General features: G+C 36.6%; 22 protein-coding genes and 1 pseudogene. 21 read left to right on the top strand and 2 right to left on the bottom strand.

The features are described from left to right. Positions 1-49: 49 nt before the first annotated feature. A complete protein-coding gene (locus VIG73_RS03650) occupies positions 50-940 on the top strand; it encodes a LysR family transcriptional regulator (protein ID WP_331639211.1) in 891 nt (296 codons plus the stop codon). A 198-nt stretch (positions 941-1,138) separates the two neighbouring features. Continuing rightward, positions 1,139-1,453, top strand: a complete 315-nt coding sequence (locus tag VIG73_RS03645) for an Ohr family peroxiredoxin (RefSeq protein ID WP_331639173.1) — start codon at positions 1,139-1,141, stop codon at positions 1,451-1,453. A gap of 50 nt (positions 1,454-1,503) precedes the next feature. Here the strand turns inward: VIG73_RS03645 and VIG73_RS03640 are convergent, their stop codons facing one another. Beyond that, complete coding sequence (locus VIG73_RS03640) at positions 1,504-3,204, bottom strand: Rqc2 family fibronectin-binding protein (RefSeq protein WP_331639172.1); 1,701 nt, start codon at positions 3,202-3,204, stop codon at positions 1,504-1,506. Positions 3,205-3,313: 109 nt separating this feature from the next. Between VIG73_RS03640 and VIG73_RS03635 the strand changes: the two genes are divergently transcribed. The 15 genes from VIG73_RS03635 (at position 3,314) to spoVM (ending at position 19,438) form a co-directional block, all read left to right on the top strand. Next, the gene (locus VIG73_RS03635) at positions 3,314-5,971 is read left to right on the top strand and encodes a cation-translocating P-type ATPase (protein WP_331639171.1); all 2,658 of its coding nucleotides are present in this window, start codon (positions 3,314-3,316) and stop codon (positions 5,969-5,971) included. A 148-nt stretch (positions 5,972-6,119) separates the two neighbouring features. Next, the gene (locus VIG73_RS03630; RefSeq protein ID WP_331639170.1) at positions 6,120-7,004 is read left to right on the top strand and encodes a YicC/YloC family endoribonuclease; all 885 of its coding nucleotides are present in this window, start codon (positions 6,120-6,122) and stop codon (positions 7,002-7,004) included. A gap of 109 nt (positions 7,005-7,113) precedes the next feature. Continuing rightward, positions 7,114-7,377 (top strand): extracellular matrix/biofilm regulator RemA, encoded by a 264-nt coding sequence (gene remA / locus VIG73_RS03625; protein WP_331639169.1) that lies wholly within the window; start codon positions 7,114-7,116, stop codon positions 7,375-7,377. A 36-nt stretch (positions 7,378-7,413) separates the two neighbouring features. Next, the gene (gene gmk / locus VIG73_RS03620; protein ID WP_331639168.1) at positions 7,414-8,028 is read left to right on the top strand and encodes a guanylate kinase; all 615 of its coding nucleotides are present in this window, start codon (positions 7,414-7,416) and stop codon (positions 8,026-8,028) included. Then, on the top strand, positions 8,029-8,229 hold the full coding sequence (gene rpoZ, locus VIG73_RS03615) for a DNA-directed RNA polymerase subunit omega (RefSeq protein ID WP_331639167.1): 201 nt from the start codon (positions 8,029-8,031) through the stop codon (positions 8,227-8,229). A gap of 140 nt (positions 8,230-8,369) precedes the next feature. Next, on the top strand, positions 8,370-9,578 hold the full coding sequence (gene coaBC, locus VIG73_RS03610) for a bifunctional phosphopantothenoylcysteine decarboxylase/phosphopantothenate--cysteine ligase CoaBC (RefSeq protein WP_331639166.1): 1,209 nt from the start codon (positions 8,370-8,372) through the stop codon (positions 9,576-9,578). Continuing rightward, positions 9,575-11,983 (top strand): primosomal protein N', encoded by a 2,409-nt coding sequence (priA, locus tag VIG73_RS03605; protein ID WP_331639165.1) that lies wholly within the window; start codon positions 9,575-9,577, stop codon positions 11,981-11,983. Before coaBC ends, priA begins: the two co-directional genes overlap by 4 nt. 13 nt (positions 11,984-11,996) lie before the next feature. After that, complete coding sequence (gene fmt, locus VIG73_RS03600) at positions 11,997-12,944, top strand: methionyl-tRNA formyltransferase (RefSeq protein ID WP_331639210.1); 948 nt, start codon at positions 11,997-11,999, stop codon at positions 12,942-12,944. Beyond that, positions 12,941-14,287 (top strand): 16S rRNA (cytosine(967)-C(5))-methyltransferase RsmB, encoded by a 1,347-nt coding sequence (gene rsmB, locus VIG73_RS03595; RefSeq protein WP_331639164.1) that lies wholly within the window; start codon positions 12,941-12,943, stop codon positions 14,285-14,287. Before fmt ends, rsmB begins: the two co-directional genes overlap by 4 nt. A 38-nt stretch (positions 14,288-14,325) precedes the next feature. Next, complete coding sequence (locus VIG73_RS03590; RefSeq protein WP_331639163.1) at positions 14,326-15,090, top strand: Stp1/IreP family PP2C-type Ser/Thr phosphatase; 765 nt, start codon at positions 14,326-14,328, stop codon at positions 15,088-15,090. After that, a complete protein-coding gene (pknB, locus tag VIG73_RS03585; RefSeq protein WP_331639162.1) occupies positions 15,084-17,087 on the top strand; it encodes a Stk1 family PASTA domain-containing Ser/Thr kinase in 2,004 nt (667 codons plus the stop codon). The genes VIG73_RS03590 and pknB overlap by 7 nt, the downstream gene beginning before the upstream one ends. A gap of 13 nt (positions 17,088-17,100) precedes the next feature. Then, entirely contained in the window at positions 17,101-17,985 is an 885-nt protein-coding gene (rsgA, locus tag VIG73_RS03580) for a ribosome small subunit-dependent GTPase A (protein WP_331639161.1), read from the top strand. After that, a complete protein-coding gene (rpe, locus tag VIG73_RS03575; protein ID WP_331639160.1) occupies positions 17,985-18,665 on the top strand; it encodes a ribulose-phosphate 3-epimerase in 681 nt (226 codons plus the stop codon). The genes rsgA and rpe overlap by 1 nt, the downstream gene beginning before the upstream one ends. Then, a complete protein-coding gene (locus VIG73_RS03570) occupies positions 18,662-19,306 on the top strand; it encodes a thiamine diphosphokinase (RefSeq protein WP_331639159.1) in 645 nt (214 codons plus the stop codon). The genes rpe and VIG73_RS03570 overlap by 4 nt, the downstream gene beginning before the upstream one ends. 48 nt (positions 19,307-19,354) lie before the next feature. After that, entirely contained in the window at positions 19,355-19,438 is an 84-nt protein-coding gene (spoVM, locus tag VIG73_RS03565; protein ID WP_146935966.1) for a stage V sporulation protein SpoVM, read from the top strand. 57 nt (positions 19,439-19,495) lie between these two features. Here spoVM and rpmB read toward each other — a convergent pair whose 3' ends face one another. Next, positions 19,496-19,687 carry a 50S ribosomal protein L28 gene (rpmB, locus tag VIG73_RS03560; RefSeq protein ID WP_331639158.1) on the bottom strand — a complete coding sequence of 64 codons (192 nt, stop codon included), beginning with the start codon at positions 19,685-19,687 and terminating at the stop codon, positions 19,496-19,498. Positions 19,688-19,985: 298 nt separating this feature from the next. Here rpmB and VIG73_RS03555 point away from each other — a divergent pair, with 298 nt between their 5' ends. The 4 genes and pseudogenes from VIG73_RS03555 to VIG73_RS03540 all read left to right on the top strand — a co-directional run. After that, the gene (locus VIG73_RS03555) at positions 19,986-20,348 is read left to right on the top strand and encodes an Asp23/Gls24 family envelope stress response protein (RefSeq protein ID WP_331639157.1); all 363 of its coding nucleotides are present in this window, start codon (positions 19,986-19,988) and stop codon (positions 20,346-20,348) included. A 65-nt stretch (positions 20,349-20,413) separates the two neighbouring features. After that, positions 20,414-22,039, top strand: coding sequence for a DAK2 domain-containing protein (locus VIG73_RS03550; protein WP_414648364.1), 1,626 nt, complete (start codon positions 20,414-20,416; stop codon positions 22,037-22,039). A 133-nt stretch (positions 22,040-22,172) separates the two neighbouring features. Continuing rightward, a complete protein-coding gene (sdaAB, locus tag VIG73_RS03545; RefSeq protein WP_331639155.1) occupies positions 22,173-22,835 on the top strand; it encodes an L-serine ammonia-lyase, iron-sulfur-dependent subunit beta in 663 nt (220 codons plus the stop codon). 33 nt (positions 22,836-22,868) lie between these two features. Further along, positions 22,869-23,065: pseudogene (locus VIG73_RS03540) on the top strand (L-serine ammonia-lyase, iron-sulfur-dependent, subunit alpha); the annotation flags it as partial.

Here is a 23,065-nt window from a genome sequence, read left to right as displayed (position 1 = left end):
AATATATAATAAGATGTGATAACAAATATTTATAGGGTAGGCGTTTATGATGAAAATTGAAGATTATGAGCTTTTATTAAAGTTAAATGAAATTGGAACGATTCGGGCAACAGCAAGGGCAATCCTCATTTCCCAACCAGCAGTTACACAACGTTTGAAGTATATAGAAAATTATTTTGGTGTCACCATTTTTATTCGCACACCGAAGCGTCTCGTATTAACACCAGGTGGTGAAATTATTTTAAAACATGCAAGGGAAGTGATTGCAAATGAAAATAGGCTAAAAAACAAACTAGCTCAATCGAGTGATGATGTACAAGGTACATTATCTATTGCTTGCTCATCGCTCATTAGTCAACGTTTTTTACCCGCGATATTAGGAGAATATACAGGGAAATACCCTAAGGTGATTATTGATTTAGTGACAGGAATTAGTGAGGACATTAAATACAATCACAAAGATTATCATCTCAGTATCATCCGCGGCGAAAAATTAAAAGAAACGACGTGTTTGCACTTATTTGAAGACCCTTTATATATTTTTGATACCGAGCCATTTCCTAAAAAACAGTTAAAAGAGCGCCCACTTATATCATTCAAAAGTGATGATAGTATGCATGAACTCGTCGATAATTGGCTATATTACAATAGCGATTTAATTAAACCACAAAAAGCGATTGCCGTTGACCAAATAGAAACGTGTAAACAATTTATGAAACAAGGGATTGGTATGGCAGTATTACCAGAAAGTGTGTCAGAGAAAATGAAATCGGAATACCCGCATTTACCATTAATGATAGAGGATCAACCTGTTACACGATCAACATGGGTATGTTATGAAGAAGGGGTACGCCAATTACCACAGGTTGATGCCTTTCTTTCTATACTAACGAAACAAACCTTCCTAAATACTAGACAACCGAATGAATCTCAATTATAATACCTGCCAGCGTATAAGCCAGTGGAAAATGAATCATTCTAATATCATAAGGTGGAATCAACTTTCCAAAAATTGAAGGTAAGATACGGATGGATAAAGCTTTATTCACAACTGTAGCTAAATCAAACAATACAACTAAAGGGGGCTACGTCAAAATCGGAAGATGGCATCATTGATTTAACATTAGTCAATCCATTAATGAAATCTAATGAGGAAGGTTCAAACCCCGAGCAGTTATTTACTGCAGGCTATTCTTCGTGTTTTGATCGTGCATTAAATTTTGTAGCTATGAAAAAGAAGATCAAAGTTGAATCTGAAACGACAGCTGAAGTCGGATTCCATAAAGACAATGCTGATCATGGATACAAAATGTCAGTTGTATTAACTGTTCGCTTAAAAGGGATTCGTAATGTGGAAGCTAAAGCTCTAGTTGAAGCAGCTCATCAATTCTGTCCATTTTCAAAAGCGATTAAAGGTAATGTAGACGTGGCAGTAAAACATGAACTTGTTTAATAATAAACATACAAATAAAAGTAGCACAGACATGCTCGTCTGTGCTACTTTTATTCTTTTCGAAGCGTTCTAATGACATGTGCATTAGGTGTTACGTACACTGTTCTCTGTTGATCATATGTTACAAAGCCTGGTTTAGCTCCACGTGGCTTTTTGACATGGCGGACTTCTGTATAATCGACAGGTACAGTTGATGAATGTTGTGCTTTACTAAAATACGCGGCAATTTGAGCTGCTTCCATGACTGTTTCTTCACTTGGTGTCGAATGGCGGATGACAACGTGTGAGCCAGGAATATCTTTTGTATGCAGCCAAATGTCATTCGCATGGGCGACTCGATGTGTCAAATATTCATTTTGTTTATTATTTTTACCGACTAAAATCAATGTCCCATCTGTCGCTTCATATTGTTCTAATTTAGGCTTTTGTTTTTTCTTCTTTCTATTTAATCGCTTCCTCTTTATATAACCTTCCTCTTGTAACTCTTCATAAATATCAGCAATATCTATTTCTGAAGCAACATCAATTTGTTGTAATAATTGCTCTAAATAGGCAATTTCTTTTTTTGTTCGTGCAATTTCTATCGTGACGATTTTTTTTGAGTTTTTAAGTTTTTGATATTGTTTAAAGTAATGTTGTGCATTTTCACTTGGCGAAAGCTGTGGGTCTAATTGAATGGTTACCTCTTTTTGTTCTGGATCGTAATAGTCAATGACTGTTACCGATTGACCCCCTTGTTTAACAAGATGGAGATGAGCTGTTAATAACTCGCCTAGTTTTTGATATTGTTCTGCTTTTTCAGCGCGTTTAATTGTTCGCGTATGCTTTTTAAGTTTTCGTTCATTTTTCTTTTTTTCATTACTTAAAAAGCGTGATAAATCTCGTGCCCGTTGTTTAACTCTTTCTCTTTCAGCTCTTCCTGAGTAATAGTGGTCAAGCATTTCATTTGCTGTGGCAAAAACAGTTTTCTTCTCATCAATATATGTCAACTTTAAAACGTGAAATTCTTCTTTTGTTAAATGATAAATGGCCGGTTCATATACTTTCTGCTTTAGTTGCTCTTGAAATGTAATAAAAGCGTCTTTATAGGCAGCTTGAGATCCTAAATGGGCCTGATGAACGATTTCTTTCGCTAGAAATGGTGATACACCATCCATTGTATGCACCATTTGCATATGTAATTTTCCGGCATTGAAATCAAGTTTTTTAATGAAATCATCCGCAGTTATTTTTAGGGGATGAAGTTTATTTTGACTTGGTGGTTCGATATAATCTGAACCAGGCAAAATGGTGCGATGTCTATTGAGTGCCATTGGAATATGTTTCATACTGTCTAGGATCATTCCACGCTCGTCAACCAACATTAAGTGGCTATGCCTTCCCATTAACTCAAAAATCAATTGAAAAGTTGTTAAATCACCGAGTTCATTTCGTGTTTCGATTTGGAAACGAATCACTCTTTCCATGCCATCTTGCTCTATGTTTTTTATGATTCCACCCGATAAATATTTCCTCAAAACCATACAAAACATAGGGGGTTCCTTAGGATTTTCAAACCGATCATCTGTTAAGTGAAAACGTGCATAAGTAGGATGAATGGAAAATATTAATTGAAAGTTTTCCCGGTTACTACGAATGGTTAATAAAAGTTCCGTTTTCGTTGGTTGGTAGATTTTATTAATACGTCCTGGGGTAATTGTATTATTTAATTCTTCAACGACTGCTCTTGTAACGACTCCATCAAATGGCATTGTCTTTCACCTCTTTTGTAATTATAGCATTAAATTGGACGAGCTGACATACATATTGGTAGTAGCTTGTTTAAGTTGGTTTAAGACTTGATATTTGGGGGAATGTATTGTGAATAAATGGTATCAACTAAGTGTTAATCACGTCGCTAATAAATTACGTGTCAATATAAATCATGGATTAAGTAGCTCTGAAATAACTCAAAGAAAAAAGAGCTTCGGTGAGAATGCATTACAAATGGAGAAAAAAAGTCCGAAAATCATTTTGTTTTTAAAGCAATTTCAGGATTTTATGGTATTAATCTTATTGGCGGCTACATTAATTGCGGGAATGCTTGGTGAATATATTGATGCAATCGCGATTATGCTTATTGTTTTATTGAATGGTTGTATCGGTTTTTTTCAAGAGTTTAAAGCAGAGAAATCACTAGAAAAACTTAAAGAATTAGCATCTCCAGTTGCCAATGTCTTACGAGATGGTGTATGGGTTAAAATCCCCTCACAAGATGTTGTTGTTGGTGATGTCATTAAAATATCACGAGGTGACCGTATACCAGCAGATATTCGAATCATTCAGTCCAATAGCCTTGAAACAGAAGAATCCCCATTAACAGGTGAATCACTTCCAGTTGAAAAATCAGCAGATAAATTGAATCAATCCGAATTAGAGGCGCAAGATCAATCCAATATGGGATTTAAAGGAACGATGGTAACGAGAGGACATGGTCTTGGAATTGTTGTTAGTGTTGGTATGCAGACAGAAATGGGTCATATTGCTTCTTTAATGGCGAAAACGAGACGAGTAATCACTCCATTAGAAAGAAGATTGGCTGAATTAGGGAAAGTATTAATCCTTGTTGCTCTAAGTCTAACCATTTTAGTTGTTGTCATTGGTATTTATCAAGGTCATCCTACTTATCAGATGTTCTTGGCAGGTGTATCTTTAGCTGTTGCGGTAATCCCCGAGGGGTTACCGGCTATTGTAACCGTTGCTTTATCACTTGGAGTGCAAAGAATGATTCGTAAAAAGGCGATTATAAGACAGTTATCTGCTGTTGAAACTTTGGGTACAGCTTCTGTCATATGCAGTGACAAAACGGGAACGATGACCGAAAATAAAATGACTGTCAAAGAGTTATATGTAAATAATCAATTGTTATCTGTAACTGGTGATGGTTATCATTTAAAAGGTCATTTTTACTTGAACGATAAAAAGCTAGCAAATGATTATCCGAATTTAAAAATGATGCTTCATTATGGTATGGTTTGTAATCACGCATCAATAATTGATAAAGGTGGGCATTCAATTATTGAAGGTGACCCAACTGATGGGGCACTATTAGTTGCTGCAAGAAAATTAGGTTTGGATGAATCCAATCGTCATCAATTAAAAATCATAAAAGAAATACCTTTTGATTCAGAGCGGAAACGAATGAGTGTTGTCGTAGAAGATCATAATCAGATGCGTTTTTTAATTGTTAAAGGTGCACCAGATGTCTTACTATCACGCTTTTCCTATTACGTCACTGAATCCGGGCGGCAATCGTTAACGAACAAAGTGAAACTTGACATTGAAGGTGCCGTTAATCATATGGCAAATCAAGCATTACGCACATTAGCCATCGGATTTAAACCACTCAAAAAAGATGATGATCTAGATGATTTCCTACTTGAAAATGATTTAACATTTATTGGTTTATACGGGATGATTGATCCACCAAGGAAAGAAGTTAAAAATGCGATTTTAGCATGTAAACAAGCAGGTATCAAAACAGTTATGATTACTGGGGACCATGTTAAAACAGCTCGAGCAATTGCTGAACAACTTCAACTATTACCAGAAAATGGACTTGTATTAGAAGGATATGAATTAAATCGATTATCATTTGATGAATTAAAGGAAATGATTGAAGACGTTTATGTGTTTGCACGTGTTACACCAGAACATAAGTTGAAAATCGTGAAAGCATTCCAAGAAAAAGGCCATGTCGTTGCTATGACGGGAGACGGTGTTAATGATGCTCCAGCTATTAAAGCAAGTAATATCGGTATCAGCATGGGGATATCGGGTACAGATGTGACAAAGGAAGCGTCTTCACTTATTCTAATGGATGATAATTTTGCTACGATTAAAAAGGCAATTGAAGAAGGAAGAAACATTTATGATAATATCAGGAAATTTGTACGTTATTTATTATCTTCAAATGTTGGCGAGATTCTTGTCATGTTATTCGCCTTAATGATGGCGATGCCGCTACCATTAATTCCAGTGCAAATTTTATGGGTTAATCTTGTAACAGATGGTCTCCCTGCTTTAGCTCTAGGACTTGATCAACCTGAAGAAAATGTTATGAAACGTGGGCCTAGAAATCCTCGTGAAAGCATCTTTGCAGGTGGGTTAGGGTATAAAATTTTAAGCCGTGGCTTTTTAATTGGACTCGTTACATTGGTTGCCTTTATAATCGTCTTTCAAAAAAATGATGCCCTTTTAGAACATGCGCGAACAGTGGCTTTTGCTACCTTAGTGATGGCACAACTTATACATGTTTTCGATTGTCGTAGTGACTCATCGGTGTTTAGTAGAAACCCATTTGAAAACCGCTATCTCATTATTGCTGTTTTATCATCATTATTTTTACTATTAATTGTTATTTACTGGGCACCATTACAGCCAATTTTCCAAACGACGTATTTATTTTTCCATGATTGGTTATTAATCATCGGATTAAGTATGATCCCGACAATCATTTTTGGATTTTCAAAAAAATAAACAATGACAAACTCATTATTGTCCCGGATGCTAAATTAGCTTGATTGTCGTATAATGTTGATAGTAGCTTATTTTCAATGCGAAAATATGTGTTTAGGGATAACGATATTTACCGATATAGGGGACTTATCAATGGGATGTGATTTGTGTGTCGGTTATTAGTATGACAGGTTATGGTAGAGAAGTTTTTCAATTCAAGGATACGACTATTATGATAGAAATAAAAAGTGTTAATCATCGGTTTTTAGACTATGTACCTCATTTTCCTCGTAATCTCATGTTTCTTGAAGAACCAGTGAGAAAAATTATCCAGACTTACTTTAAACGGGGTCGAATTGAAGTTTTTATCAATGTATACGGTGATTCATTTAATAAAAAAACATTAGAGCTAGATTGGGAATTCTTAGACGATTACGTACAAAAAATGGAAGACTTAAAAGAAACATATCAACTAAATGATTCAATTTCACTTTCCTTATTAGCAACGAACCCAAATTGCATGTGGATTGAGAAAATAGAAGAACAACCATTAGAATGGCAGGAACAATTACTTGATGTGGTTGAACAAACATGTCTAAAAGTAAAAAGGATGCGAGAAACTGAAGGCGAGTTTCTGCAAACTGATATCCACAAACACATTGAAGTTATTCATCATCTTGTTAAGCGTCTTGAAGAGCAACGGCCACTTGTTATTGAAGAATATCGGAAGCGTATTCATAGCCGTTTAGAAGACTATGTAGGGGACTTTACTGCTTCTGATCAAGAACGGTATACACAAGAAATTGCACTTATAGCTGAAAAGGGAGATATCGCTGAAGAAATCGTTCGGTTGTATAGTCATATTTATCATTTTACAGAAACGTTAAATGAAGCGGAATCCGTTGGCAGAAAGTTAGATTTTATTTTGCAAGAAATGCAGCGAGAAGCTAATACGATTGGTTCTAAATCAACAGATCCAGGAATTAGTGAATTAGCCGTTCAGTTAAAAAGTATAATTGAAAAAGTAAAGGAACAAGTCCAAAATATCGAGTAAATAGTTGTTTTTTCGTAAACTTATCTCCTATAATAGACGTAATAAACGTTCAATAAAATTTTTGCGGAGATATCGTATCCAAGTACTGTCACCTAAAGGAGGGACAAGTTTGGGATTACAATTAATCAATATCGGTTTTGGTAATGTCGTCTCCGCTAATCGAATTATTACAATTGTTTCTCCGGAATCGGCTCCCATTAAGCGAATTATTCAAATTGCTAGAGAACGTGATAAATTGATTGATGCTACATATGGAAGACGAACAAGAGCCGTTATTATTACAGATAGTGATCATGTTGTCTTATCTGCGGTTCAACCAGAAACAGTCGGTCAGCGTTTAGTGAATCAAGATGAATACCTCGATGAATCATGATTTAATAAAGAGATTAAAGTGTAAGGAGGAGCCTCGTTGAGTGAACAGAAAGGCATATTATTTATTTTATCCGGTCCTTCAGCTGTGGGAAAAGGTACTGTTAGAAAAGAATTATTTAAAAGAAATCCGGATTTAGTATTTTCAATATCAGCAACTACACGAGATATCCGCCCAGGAGAAGTTGACGGTGTGGATTATTATTATAAAACGAAAGAAGAATTTGAGGAACTGATTAAACAAAATAAATTACTAGAATACGCCCAATTTGTCGATAATTATTATGGCACCCCGCGTCAGTTTGTCGAAGAACAGTTAGAAAAAGGGTGTGATGTATTGTTAGAAATTGAGGTACAAGGTGCGATGCAAGTAAAGGAAAATTTTCCAGAAGGTGTCTTTATTTTCCTTTTACCACCAAGCCTTGAAGAATTGGAAAAGCGGCTTGTTCACCGCGGGACTGAATCGCTCTCACTTATGCAAGGTCGTTTGAAAAAAGCTAAAGAAGAAATTAATTTGATGGATCAATATGATTATCTGATTGAAAATGATGATGTGAAAACGGCTACTTTTAAGGTTGAATCGATTATTCAAAGTGAACACTTAAGAAGACATCGTGTCGCTCATATACATAAAAAACGTTTGGAGGTTGAATAAATGTTATATCCATCCATTGATTCATTACTAGAAAAAGTAAATACCAAATATTCACTTGTTACATTTGCTGCTAAACGAGCAAGACAACTTAAAGAATTGGATAATTTACAAATTGAAAATCCAAAATCATATAAATTAGTAGGAAAAGCCCTTGAAGAAATAGCAGCAGAAAAAATAATTTTAGAAGATAGTAAGGAATGATAGAGAGCCCTCACGAAAGTTTCGCGGGGGCTTTTTAATTACAGGATGTTTTTCTTAGATGGTGCCAACTGCTAATTCATGGTATAAATAAATAAGAAGGTATGTTTGCTAGAAAAATAGTTATAAAGGTTGGGATATAAATGCTAACAGACAAAAAAATTGTTCTTGGCGTGACAGGGGGGATTGCTTCATATAAGGCGTGTGTCCTGACAAGTAAACTCACACAAAAAGGCGCTCACGTTAGAGTCATCATGACAGAGAGTGCGACTAAATTTGTGACGCCGTTAACATTCCAAGCATTGTCGAGAAATCCCGTCTATTTTGACACATTTGACGAAAAAGACCCGCAAAAAATTGCTCATATAGATTTAGCAGATTGGGCAGATATGATAATAATTGCTCCAGCAACAGCTAATGTTATTTCAAAACTTGCAATAGGGATAGCAGATGATATGCTAACAACAACTTTATTAGCAACAAAAGCTCCTGTATACATAGCACCAGCTATGAATGTTCATATGTATGAGCATCCAGCTATTGTTAAGCAAATGAAACAATTAGAAAATTGGGGTTATCATTTTATTGAACCAGGAGCAGGTCATTTAGCCTGTGGTTGGGTTGGAAAAGGGCGTTTAGAAGAACCAGAAACGATTATCGAAGTGATTGAAGACCACTTAACAGAAAAGCAAATATTAAAGGGAAAGAAAGTTCTCGTTTCTGCTGGACCTACACGTGAGATCATTGATCCGGTACGCTTTTTAAGCAATCGTTCCAGTGGTAAGATGGGATTTGCTTTAGCTAAGGCAGCAGCCGATTTTGGAGCAAATGTGACATTGATAACTGGACCAGTACATGAACACATTCATCATCCTAACATTAAAAGAGTTGACATTATCTCAGCAGAAGACATGTATAACGTGATACACAAGCATTATCCGACTCAAGATATTGTCATTAAAGCTGCTGCAGTTGCTGATTACCGTCCCAAAATTGTCCACGAGGAGAAAATGAAGAAACAATCAGGTGAACTGACTTTAGAAATGGTTAGAACTCAAGATATTTTACAATCACTTGGTGAGAAAAAGAAAGATCAATTTTTAGTCGGTTTTGCTGCAGAAACGACCAATGTTATTGAGAATGGATTAAAGAAATTAAAAGCCAAAAACTTAAACGCTATTGTTGTTAATGATGTTTCAGAACAAGGGGCAGGATTCGCTGGCGATACGAATAAAGTAACATATATTAACCGCGATGAACATTTAGAGAACATCCCTTTAGCAACGAAGCAGAATGTTGCAAAACATATATTGCGGCGTATTAAACGCGATTTAGAGGATGAAATAACGTGAAAATAGCTGAGGTGATTGTCGATGTACCAGCAAAACAGGTGAACCAAACTTTTGATTATTTAATTCCTGAAAGGTTTCAAGAAATCCTGACAGCTGGCATGCGGGTGATTGTTCCATTCGGCCCACGTAAAGTCATGGGATTTGTCATCAATCGAACAAATGAATCCAAGTTTAAACGACTAAAGGAAGTTAGTGATGTACTTGATTTTACACCCGTTTTAACCGACGAAATGATTGGACTCGGAAAATGGGTAGCAGACCATACGCTTAGTTATTATATTACAGCGTATCAAGCGATGCTTCCCCAAGTATTAAAAGCTGCCTATAAAAAAGAAATCGTTCGACTCACTAAAGGAGAACTTATCCCAGAGTTAGAATTTTTATTTGCTGGACGTGATGTTGTTAATTTTGATGAATTAATGGAATCAACTATATCTTATCGTCTTGTTCAAGAAGCGATTCAGGCGGGGGATATTTACATCGATTATATCGTCCAATCGAAAGTAACAAAAAAATACGTGACAATGGTTCGTCCGAAGCTAGAAGAATATCGTCTTATCGAGGCATTGGAAGACTTATCAAAAGGTGCTAAAAAACAGCGTGCAATTATCGAACATTTTATTAATAATCGAGATCCACTTAGTCAAAAAGAGCTTCTTAAGCTGTATTCAACGAGCTATTCAACGATTCGGCAATTGAAGCAGAAAGGAATGATTGAAACCTATCAACAAGAAGTATATCGCAATCCATATGATGATAAAGTGTTTACCAGAACATCGCCACTCCGATTAACTAAACAACAGGAACAGGCCATTCAACCGATCAAACAACTGATTTATCAGGAAGAACACGAGGTGTTTTTATTACATGGTGTAACAGGTAGTGGAAAAACTGAAATCTATCTACAAGCAATCCAAGATGTTCTCGACCAAGGTAAAGAAGCCATTGTTCTAGTTCCGGAAATTTCACTTACACCTCAGATGGTTAAACGGTTTAAAGGGCGCTTTGGTTCCAATGTCGCTGTGTTTCATAGTGCCCTATCAGCAGGTGAAAAATATGATGAATGGCGTAAAATCTATCGCCAGGAAGTACAAGTTGTTGTTGGTGCACGGTCAGCAATTTTCGCCCCTTTTGAAAATATCGGAATCATTATTATCGATGAAGAACATGAAACATCCTATAAGCAAGAAGATCAGCCACGTTATCATGCGCGCGATGTCGCTATTCAAAGAGGAATCCATCATCAATGTCCGGTCATTTTAGGGAGTGCGACACCGACCTTAGAGTCTTATGCACGAGCATTAAAAGGTGTCTATGAACTCGCTGTTTTAGATACCCGGACAAATAATAAAGCGATGCCAGAAGTAGAAATTGTTGATATGCGTCAAGAATTACATGCTGGTAATCGAACGATGTTTTCTCGTTTATTAAAATCAAAAATTGAAGCTGCTCTTATGAGAAAAGAACAAATTGTACTCTTATTAAATCGACGAGGGTTTTCGACATTTGTTATGTGTCGTGATTGCGGCCATGTGAGTGAATGTCCACATTGTGATATTGCGTTGACATACCATAAAAGTTCTCACCAATTAAAATGTCACTATTGTTCATATGAAGAACCGATGCCCATCGTTTGTCCAGAATGTCAGAGTGAATACATTCGTTATTTTGGAACGGGAACAGAGCGAGTCGAAGAAGCATTGACAAAACTAATCCCTGAAGCACGCGTTATTCGTATGGATGTTGATACAACGAGAAGAAAAGGAGCACATGAACGCCTGCTTGCTCGTTTCAGTAATCATGAAGCTGATATTCTGCTGGGAACACAGATGATTGCTAAAGGATTAGATTTTGAAAATGTCACACTTGTTGGCGTATTAACAGCGGATTCCATGCTTCATTTACCTGATTTTCGGTCGGCAGAAAAAACATTTCAATTATTAACACAAGTAAGTGGGCGTGCGGGCAGGCATGAATTACCAGGTGAAGTCATCATTCAAACATATACACCTGAACATTACACAGTCCAACTAGCTAGTCGATATGATTATGTGCAATTTTTTAATATTGAAATGCGCATGCGCCGGCAATATCAGTATCCGCCCTATGTCTATTTATCTTTAATTACCGTATCACACCCAAATCATGCCACGGCAATAAACATAACTGAGCAGATTGTCCAAGCTCTGACACAATATTTGGGGCGCCATACAACGGTGCTAGGGCCCACGCCATCACCGATTATGCGTATCAAAGATAGATATCGTTACCAGTGCATGATAAAATACAAAAAAGAACATCAATTAATTGAGAAAATCAATATGGCCATTCGCCCTTTTGAAAATCAAATGAATCAAGATGAGTTGCAGATTACGATTGATATGCAACCATATCAATTTATGTAGAGGAATGATAATGATGAAACGCATTGTTTTTATGGGTACGCCCGATTTTTCAGTACCAATTCTACACGCTTTAAGTGAAACAGATTATGAAATAGTTCTCGTTGTGACCCAGCCTGATAGACCAGTGGGTAGAAAGAAAGTCATTACACCCCCACCAGTAAAAGTGGCGGCTGAACAGTTAAATATCCCTGTTTTTCAACCTGAAAAGCTTCGCGAAAATTATCAAGTGATTTTAGACTATAAACCTGACATTATTGTGACAGCTGCATATGGGCAACTTCTCCCTAATGATCTATTGGAAACACCGGAATTTGGTTGTATTAATGTTCATGCGTCATTATTACCTGAACTTAGAGGTGGTGCTCCCATTCATTATGCCATCATTCAAGGAAAAGAGGAAACAGGCGTTACAATCATGTATATGGCAGAGAAATTAGACGCTGGTGACATCATTTCACAGCGACGCATCTCAATTGAACATGATGACCATGCTGGCTCTTTACATGATAAATTATCTGAACTAGGGAAAGACTTACTCTTAGATACATTACCAGAGCTATTTAAAAATAATATAGAAGCAACCCCACAAGATGAGACAAAAGCAACCTTTGCTTCAAATATTAATCGAGCCGATGAAAAAATTAATTGGGAGAACTCCCATATTGATGTCTACAATCAAATTCGTGGCCTACATCCGTGGCCAGTAGCATTTACAAAATATAACAATAAGACGATGAAAATTTGGTGGGCTCAGTTAGATGAAAAAACATATGATTGCCAGCCAGGTGAAATTGTGGATGTAGTTGATGAAGAGGCCATTATCGTTGGCTGTGGTAATCAAAAAGCCATTCGCATAACGGAATTACAACCAGCGGGAAAAAAAAGAATGACAACAAAAGAATTTCTATTAGGATACAGTGATCAAATTAAGATGGGTACAAAGATGGGTGAAACTATTTGAGTAAATTTGCACTAAGAGAGACGATGCTCGATCTATTGATTCGAATTGAAAAAGATAATGGTTTTAGTCACTTGCTTATTGACCAAGCTGTGAAGAAAGCAGACTTTTCTTCGGCGGATCGTGCATTACTAACAGAAGTCGTTTATGGTACTATTCAGCGAAAACTGACATTAGATTATTACTTAAATCATTTTATAGATTCAAAGAAAAAGGCAACACCGTGGGTTCGTACATTACTGCAAATGTCAATCTACCAAATGATTTATTTAGACCGCGTACCCCCATATGCCATCATTCATGAAGCAGTGGAGATTGCTAAAAAACGAGGGCATAAAGGAATAGCTTCTTTTGTGAACGGTGTGTTGCGACAAATACAACGAAAAGGGGTTCCAGATACAGATACAATAATTGATGATGTAAAACGCCTTTCAATTAATACGAGTCATCCTGAATGGCTTGTAAAACGTTGGATTAATCATTATGGCTTGGAACATACGAAAGAAATGTGTGTGGCAAATCTCATTCATCAGCCGATATCAGTTAGAGTCCAACCTCTACTCATTAGCCGAGATGATGCTATGGCGTCTTTACGTAGAGAAGGGTATACCGTTGAACCTTCTATCTTCTCTTCACAAGGCATGATTATTAAAGAAGGAAACATATTAAAATCCAACTTATTTAAAAACAATCAGATTACAATTCAAGATCAAAGTTCAATGCTTGTTGGCGAGATGATCCAAGCTAAACCACATATGACAGTCTTAGATACATGTAGTGCACCAGGTGGAAAAGTAACACATATAGCAGAAAAAATGTCTAATAAAGGGAACATTTACGCCCATGATTTACATCAAAAAAAGATTCAATTAATCGATGTTAAGGCCAATAACCTTCAACTAAATATTATTCATGCCACTAGGGAAGATGCGCGACAATTACGGCAACATTATCAAGAACATACTTTTGATCGCATTTTAGTTGATGCACCATGTTCAGGTTTAGGAGTTATTCGTAACAAACCCGAGATTAAATATAATAAAGAACTAGCTGATATCAAGCGATTGTCAGACATTCAATTAGCGATTCTGACAGAGGTAGCACCACTTCTGAAGCAAACAGGGTTGTTAGTTTACAGTACATGTACAGTAGAACCGATAGAAAACGAAGAGGTCATAAGGAAGTTTCTTAAAAAACATGATATGTTTAAAGTTGATTCATTATTTTTCAAACAATTACCTGTACAATTACAACAATCACCAGGTATAAGTCCGTACGGGTTACAATTATTTCCACAAACTTATAATACAGATGGTTTCTTTCTAACCCGCTTAAAATATAAATAGGACGAATGAGTATAAATCGTTTAGTAAAGAGGTGTTGTATGATGGATGGGGTTTTTTATACAGACCGCGGTAAAGTTCGACCTCATAATGAAGATTCAGGCGGATTATACCAGAATAAGTCTGGTCAATATCTTGCTGTGATAGCCGATGGAATGGGCGGGCATAAAGCAGGGGATGTAGCAAGTAACATGGCAACACAAATGTTGCAAGAAAAATGGCAAGCATGTGTAACAATTGAAACACCTGAACAAGCAGAAAAATGGCTCGTACAGATGTTGGACCATATTAATGCAGCCATTTACCAATTAGCACAAGAAAAAACCGAGTGCACGGGAATGGGGACGACAGTCGTGATTGCTTTATTTGCCGATGAATTCTTTACTGTGGCACATATTGGCGATAGCCGATGCTATAAATATCAAAATGCGACATTAAGTCAAATCACAAATGATCATTCACTTGTTAATGAACTTGTACGATCAGGAGAAATAACAAAAAAAGATGCCAAACATCATCCACAGAAAAATGTTGTCTTAAAAGCATTAGGGACACAACCCCAAGTTGGAGCGGACGTTCAGTCATTAAGTTGGGATCAAGAAGCAATCGTATTACTTTGTTCGGATGGTTTAACTGACAAAGTAGATGATGATGATTTAATAAACCATTTAAGTCAAGATGTAGACATTTCTATGATTGGTAAACAATTGGTTGATTTAGCAAATGAGCGGGGTGGAGAGGATAATGTTTCGTTAGTAATTATGAAGCATCCCATCCATGAAGAAAAAGGTGAGGCATCATGTTAAAAGGTCACATATTAGATGACCGCTATCAAATCATAGATATGATCGGTGGCGGTGGCATGGCTAATGTTTATTTAGCAAAGGATTTAATTCTTAATCGCCAGGTCGCTATAAAAATGCTCCGGATGGAATTTGCTAATGATGAAGAATTTATTGCGCGCTTTGATCGAGAAGCCCAATCGGCAACAAGTTTGGCGCATCCTAATATCGTTAATATATATGATGTTGGTGATGAAGATCATTTGTTGTATATGGTTATGGAGTATGTTGAGGGCATGACATTAAAGGAATATATTCAACGCTTCAGCCCACTTCCAGTTCAAGACGTAGTAGACATTATGAAACAGATCACATCGGCGATACATCATGCCCATGAACATAATATTATCCATCGGGATATTAAACCGCAAAATATTTTAATCGATCAGAATGGGCAAGTGAAAGTGACAGATTTCGGTATTGCCATTGCTCTTAGTTCAACGGCTTTAACACAAACGAATTCGATTCTAGGATCTGTTCATTATTTATCACCAGAACAAGCTAGGGGTGGTATGGCAACAAAAAAATCAGATATCTACTCGCTCGGAATTGTTTTCTTTGAACTATTGACAGGGCGCTTACCCTTTTCAGGGCAGTCACCAGTATCCATTGCTTTGAAACATTTACAAAATAATACCCCGTCTGTCAGAAACTATCATTCAGATATCCCACAAAGTGTTGAAAATATTGTTTTACGGGCGACTGCAAAGGATCCATTCCATCGCTTTCAATCGGTATCAGAAATGTATCATAGTTTAGAAACAGCACTTGATTCTAGTCGGATAAATGAGCCGAAATATAGCCCACCCCAAGAAGTCGGGGAAGAGACAAAAGCGATTCCAATCATTACGAATCTTGAAGACACTAATGTATCGAATCATGATGAAACAATTGTTCATCGCCCGAATGAAAAGACAATTAAAGTTTCAGATAAACAAAATCAACAAGTAAAGAAACCAAAAAAGAAAAAAGCACCAAAAAAGAAAAAATGGCGTCGTATATTGCTGATCATATTCATTCTAATCGCATCTGGACTAGCAGCATTATTTATCATACCTGGAATTTTTCAACCAAAAGATGTTGTTATTCCCGATGTTATTGGTATGACATATGAGGAAGCGGTTGAAGAGCTTGAAAAAGTAAAGTTAGAAGCGGAAAAAGAAGATACGTATTCAGATGAAGTTGAAGAAGGGTTAGTCGTTAAAACGAATCCGAACGTTGGCCGGACTGCTAAAGAAAAATCGACTGTCACAGTGCTCGTCAGTGCAGGTAAGGAAAGATTCAAGATGGACGACTATGTTGGAAGAGATTTTGAACAAGTCAAACGTTTGTTAGAGGACAAAGGGTATGAAGAAGTGATAGCTTACGAAAAACATTCAGACGAGCCGGTGGGTGAGATATTAAATCAAATTCAGCCAACCCCAGATTCGGAAGTTGTTCCGAGTGAAACAAAGGTTATATTTGAAATTAGTAGTGGGCCTGAATTAATAAGCTTAAATAATTTAAAGGGCATGACATTGGATCAAGCAAAATCCTACCTTGAAGAAAACGGCCTGAAAATGAACAAAAAAGAGGAGCATTCGGAGTCTGTTTCTAAAGGTCATGTTATAAGACATAGCCCAGAATCTGGTGCTTCATTAAATAAAGGCGCAACAGTTGATGTATATGTATCTACTGGACCAGAAGAAAAACCACCAGTTTCTCATACAGTCCGTTTTACAGTCCCATATAGTGGAGAAATACAAGGCGATGACGATGATGAGAAGCCAAAAGAACAAACAGTAAAAATTTATATTGAAGATGTAGAACATCAAATTTCAAAAGTCTATAAAGAAGATAAGATTACAAGTGATACGGAATATTCGATTACATTACTGATAGCACCTGGCTCATTTGGTGAGTATAAGGTTGTCCGTGATGACGAATTGATTATAGAAAAAACCGTACCATATAGAGATTAAAGAGGGTGAATGAATGGCAGAAGGTAGAATAATGAAAGCATTAAGTGGATTTTATTATGTTCAATCTGATGAAAATTTGTATGCTTGTAAAGGCCGTGGTCTATTTCGTAAACAAAAAGTAAGTCCACTTGTCGGAGATCTTGTTGTTTTTGATAAATCCAGTGATTTAGAAGGATATATTCAAGAAATTAAGCCGAGAAAGACTGAACTTTCTCGGCCTCCGATTGCGAATGTTGATCAAGCTATGATTGTCAATTCTGTTAAGATGCCCCAATTTAGCCCGTTATTACTCGATCGATTTCTCGTGTTTATTGAATCTAAGCGAATTAAACCACTTATTATTATTAATAAAATAGACTTAGCTAATGATAGCGATTTGAAAACAATAAAAGAATTTAAAGCAATTTACGAAAAAATCGGCTATCATGTTTTATTATTTTCAGCAAAAGAACCGAGAGATTTTATGACTATGAAATCGTTATTTAATGATAAGATAACCGTGTTTGCAGGGCAATCCGGGGTAGGTAAATCATCAATCCTAAATGCAGTTAAACCATCGCTAACTTTGGAAACCGCTCAGATTTCTAAAAGTTTAGGTCGGGGTAGACATACGACAAGACATGTTGAACTATTAGAAATTAATGGCGGTCTTGTAGCCGATACTCCGGGATTTAGTGTCGTTGACTTCTCGCATATTTCAAGAGAAGAGCTCGGTTTATGTTTTCCGGAGATTAAAACATTCCAAGCTCATTGCAAATTTAGAGGTTGCTTACATGACAAAGAGCCGGGATGTGCTGTAAAACAAGCCGTTGCTAACAAGGAAATGGCTACATTTCGTTACGATCATTATCTTGCGTTTTTAGAAGAAATACAATCACGAAAGCCGAGGTATTCATAATGAAAAAAATAGCACCATCATTATTGTCTGCAGACTTTTCACGATTACAAGAAGAAATTAAAGAAGTAGAACAATTAGGGGTCGATTATCTTCATGTTGATGTGATGGATGGTCATTTCGTACCTAATATAACAATCGGTCCCCTCGTTGTTGAGGCGATTAAACCAGTTACCAATTTACCATTAGATGTTCATTTAATGATTGAAAATCCAGACACATATATTGAACAATTTGCTCAAGCGGGAGCATCTATCATCACTGTTCATCAAGAAGCGTGTACGCATCTTCATCGTACGATACAGCATATTAAGAAAAGTGGTGTCAAAGCAGGCGTCAGTCTTAATCCTGCGACACCGATTAGTACGATTCAACATATCTTATCAGAAATTGATCTCGTATTAATTATGACAGTTAATCCAGGCTTTGGTGGACAATCGTTTATCGAAGAGATGGTTCCTAAAATTGAAACCCTTGCTGAAATAAGGAACAATCAACATGATGATTTCTTAATAGAAGTTGACGGTGGGATTAATGAAAAGACGGCTTATGCTTGTGCAAGAGCTGGTGCAGACATACTCGTAGCAGGAAGTGCAATTTTTGGTAAAAAAGACCGCAAACAAGCTGTTCATGCTATTCGACAGTCAATTAAGCGTGTTCAAGTTCAGGGAGAGAATGAATGAATATCGCTATTGTTGCTAATGGACCACTGAAAAATATTCCACCACTATCAGATTATAGAAAGGAAGTTGACATTTGGATTGGTGCCGACCGTGGTGCACTAACTTTAATTAAGCACGGGATATCACCAAAAATCGCGATTGGTGACTTTGACTCCATATCAGACGATGAAATTGAACAAATAAAAAACTTGGCGAACAAAGTAAAAATCTACCCTATTGAAAAAGACAAGACAGATCTCGAGTTAGCGATTGATCTGGCAATAGCATACAACCCGAAAAATATTTATTTGTTTGGGGTAACGGGTGGGCGTTTAGATCATACAATTGTTAATATACAACTTCTTCTTACACTATTAGAACATGATATAAAAGGAATAATAATTGATAAACAAAATATACTTAGAATCACTTATCCAGGTAAATATTCGGTTTCATTCCATTCTGCCTATCCACATATCTCTTTTTTACCTTTAACAAAAGAGATAACAGGGCTAACACTTCATGGGTTTTATTATCCATTAAAGAATCAAACCGTGTCTTTTGGTTCTTCGCTTTGTATTTCTAACAAGCTTACTGAAAATAAAGGTACTTTTTCATATGAAACTGGCATACTATTAGTAATAAAGAGTCGTGATTCATAAGCCAAGTTTCACTGCATATGCTTGTGTTTATATGAGGAGGTCGGTCTCATGAAGTTTTATACCATTAAATTACCACGGTTTATTGGGGGATTTGTTCGCATTGTCATCAGTATTTTTAAAAAAGACAAGTAAATACCCAAAAAAAATAAAAGCACCTTTAAAGGTGCTTTTATTTTTTTAAGAGAACAATTATACACGCTCAACTTTTCCAAGTTTTTTCAGAGCACGGGCAGATACATAAACGCGTTTAGGCTTACCATCTACCATGATACGAACTTTTTGTACATTTGCTTTCCATTTACGTTTATTAGCATTTAAAGCGTGGGAACGCTTATTACCTGTACGTGTTTGTCTTTTTGTAACAACGCATCTTCTTGCCATAGTAATCCCTCCTAACTTAACAACTAACGAATACTTAATTCAATTTACCACATGTAAGAAAAAGATGCAATAACCGATACGAAAGGAAAAATTCTTGACAGAACAAACGGATTCGTTCATTCTATATAAAGGGTAAGATACAAAACGAGTCCAAGTGTTTACATTCTGTAAAGAATTGACATATTTATGTCAATTAATACACCAGTACGAAAGTCCTGCGTTTTCATATTTATGACTACTTTTAAAAAATCAAGGCTTATAGTAGAATATGTTTAAGTTAATATGGAGGAGGATCAACATGTCCATCGAAATTAATACAAGTGATGGGGTCGTGACGATTACGAATGATGTGATTGCAACAATAGCTGGGGGAGCAGCTGTTGAATGTTATGGAATTGTCGGCATGGCATCTAAAAGTCAAATCAAAGATGGTATTGCTGAAATCTTGAAAAAAGAAAATTATTCACGTGGTATCGTTGTCCGAAAAGACAACAATCATTTGCATATTGATATGTATATCATTGTGAGCTATGGAACGAAAATCTCTGAAATTGCTCACAACGTACAGTCACAGGTAAAATATACGTTAGAGAAAACACTCGGATTAGAAATTGATTCAATCAATATATACATACAGGGTGTTCGTGTAAATAAAGATTAGCGTTTTGTTATTTCGTAAGAGGAGGAAGTATGGTGGAAAAATTAGATGGCAAACAATTTGCGAAAATGGTACGTATCGGTGCACGCCATTTATCAAATAACGCCAAAAATATTGATGCATTAAACGTCTTTCCTGTTCCAGATGGAGATACAGGAACAAATATGAATTTATCGATGACTTCTGGAGCGAAAGAAGTTCAACAAACGGACAGTGAACATATTTCGGATGTTACGAAAGCATTGTCAAAAGGACTTCTTATGGGAGCAAGAGGAAATTCTGGTGTTATTTTATCACAGATTTTCCGTGGTTTTGCAAAAGGTGCTGAAGGTCAACAAGTGTTGACGACAACAGATTTAGCTATGGCGTTTGAAGAAGGTGTTCGCACAGCCTATAAAGCCGTGATGAAGCCGGTTGAAGGAACAATTTTAACAGTTGCGAAAGATGCAGCTGCAAAAGCGACTGAACAAGCGGAAGTTGAAACGGAAATCATTCCATTTATGGAAGCAGTTGTTACTGAAGCAAAAGCGTCCTTAAAAAGAACGCCAGATTTATTACCTGTATTAAAAGAAGTCGGTGTTGTTGATTCAGGTGGACAAGGTCTTGTAACGATTTACGAAGGATTTTTAGCAGCGCTTAAAGGTGAAGATCTACCCGAAGAGGCAGACACAATTAAAATGGAAGAATTAATTAACGCCGAACATCATAAAATCAATCAAGAATTTATGGACACATCAGACATCGAATATGGCTACTGTACAGAATTTATGGTGAAATTCGAAGCTGATAAATTAGCTGAAACACCGTTTGATGAAATTGGATTTCGAGAGGAATTGAGTAAACACGGAGATTCACTACTCGTAGCAAGCGATGATGACATCGTTAAAGTTCATGTTCATGTTGAATATCCGGGTAAGGTTCTCACAATTGGCCAACAATATGGTAGCTTAATCAATATGAAAATTGAAAATATGCGTGAACAACATGCTGCTATTTTGAAAGAGAAACATGCTGAGAACGAAGTTAAAGCTGAAAAGAAACCATATGCGATAATCGCTGTTGCTATGGGATCAGGTATAAAGGACCTTTTCAACAATCTAGGTGCAACTGTTGTTATTGAAGGTGGGCAGACAATGAATCCAAGCACACAAGATATTACAGATGCCATTAAAGCAGCGCATGCCCATAATATTATCATCTTACCTAATAACAAAAATATCGTTATGACAGCAGAACAGGCGCGTGATTTGACAGAAGACAATGTAGCGGTTGTCAAGACAAAAACAATTCCACAGGGGATTAGTGCTTTATTAGCCTTCCATCCTGATGAAGATATTGAGACGAATCAAGAGCATATGACTGAAGCACTTGCCGAAGTTAAAACAGGACAAGTCACATATGCGGTAAGAGATACGACGATTGATGGTATGTTGATTAATAAAGGTAATTATATGGGAATCTTAGATGGCAGTATTAAAGCATGTGAATCTGATCGATTTGAAACGGTAAAAGGATTACTTCAAGAATTAATTACTGATGACGATGAAATCTTAACCATCCTTTACGGTGAAGATGTGACAGATACTGAAGTTAAAGAACTAACGCAATTTGTAGAAGAAAAGTATGAAGACATAGAAATAGAGGTACATCACGGTAACCAGCCAATCTATTCATATATTTTATCTGTTGAATAAAAAAATCACCTTCTCCGGTATGGGGAGAGGTGATTTTTTTTATGAGTGGAAAAATATTGTGTGATAAATGACCATATATTTGCTATAATTCATGTTAAGGTTATGTGAATAATAGAAGCGAGGTGTCATAACGATGAAGTTTAATTCCGTATTTGATATTATCGGTCCAGTTATGGTAGGACCGTCCAGTTCACATACTGCAGGTGCCGCGCGGATTGGACTTGCAGCAAGAAACTTATTTGGAAGAGAACCAAAATGGGCCAAAATTCATTTGTACGGTTCTTTCGCTAAGACATATCGTGGCCATGGGACTGATTTAGCTCTTGTAGGTGGATTACTTGGTTATGATACAGATGATGAACGGCTAAGGAAAGCATTACAACTAGCTGAGAAGCGAGGAATTGAAATAGAATTTATTGAAGATAGTGCTCGGGTTGATCACCCAAATACAGCCCGAATCATCATAGGTGATGAAGCCGAAACATTAGAGTTAATCGGTATCTCAATAGGTGGTGGAAAAGTGGAGATTATCGAACTTAACGGGTTTGAACTTCGTTTATCAGGAAATCACCCCGCTATTTTAATCATGCATAACGATCGTTACGGAGCGATTGCCTCAGTGACTTCGATTTTAGCGAAGCATCAGATTAACATCGGACATATGGAAGTGAATCGTAAAGACGTTGGTAAAGAAGCTTTAATGGTTATTGAAGTCGATGAAAATGTATCTGATTTGGTTCTCCAAGAATTAGAAGAAGCTGATCATATTATTCAAATTGCAAAAATTGTTAGCTAAACATTGAAATAAAGAGCACAAGGGGGTTTGATGATGTTCCGTACAGTAGCCGAACTCATTGATCAGGCAAAAGAAGATGACATACCTATTTCAGAAGTGATGATTCGTCAAGAAATGGACGTCAAAAATCAGACACGTGAACAAGTTTTTGCGCAAATGGAAAATAATTTGCGTGTTATGGAAAAAGCCATTGAAGATAGTTTACAAGGTGTTCAATCTGTTACTGGGCT

This window comes from Cerasibacillus sp. (assembly GCF_036516575.1).
Classification (GTDB): domain Bacteria; phylum Bacillota; class Bacilli; order Bacillales; family Amphibacillaceae; genus Cerasibacillus.
This window is presented reverse-complemented; position numbering and strand designations above follow the sequence as displayed.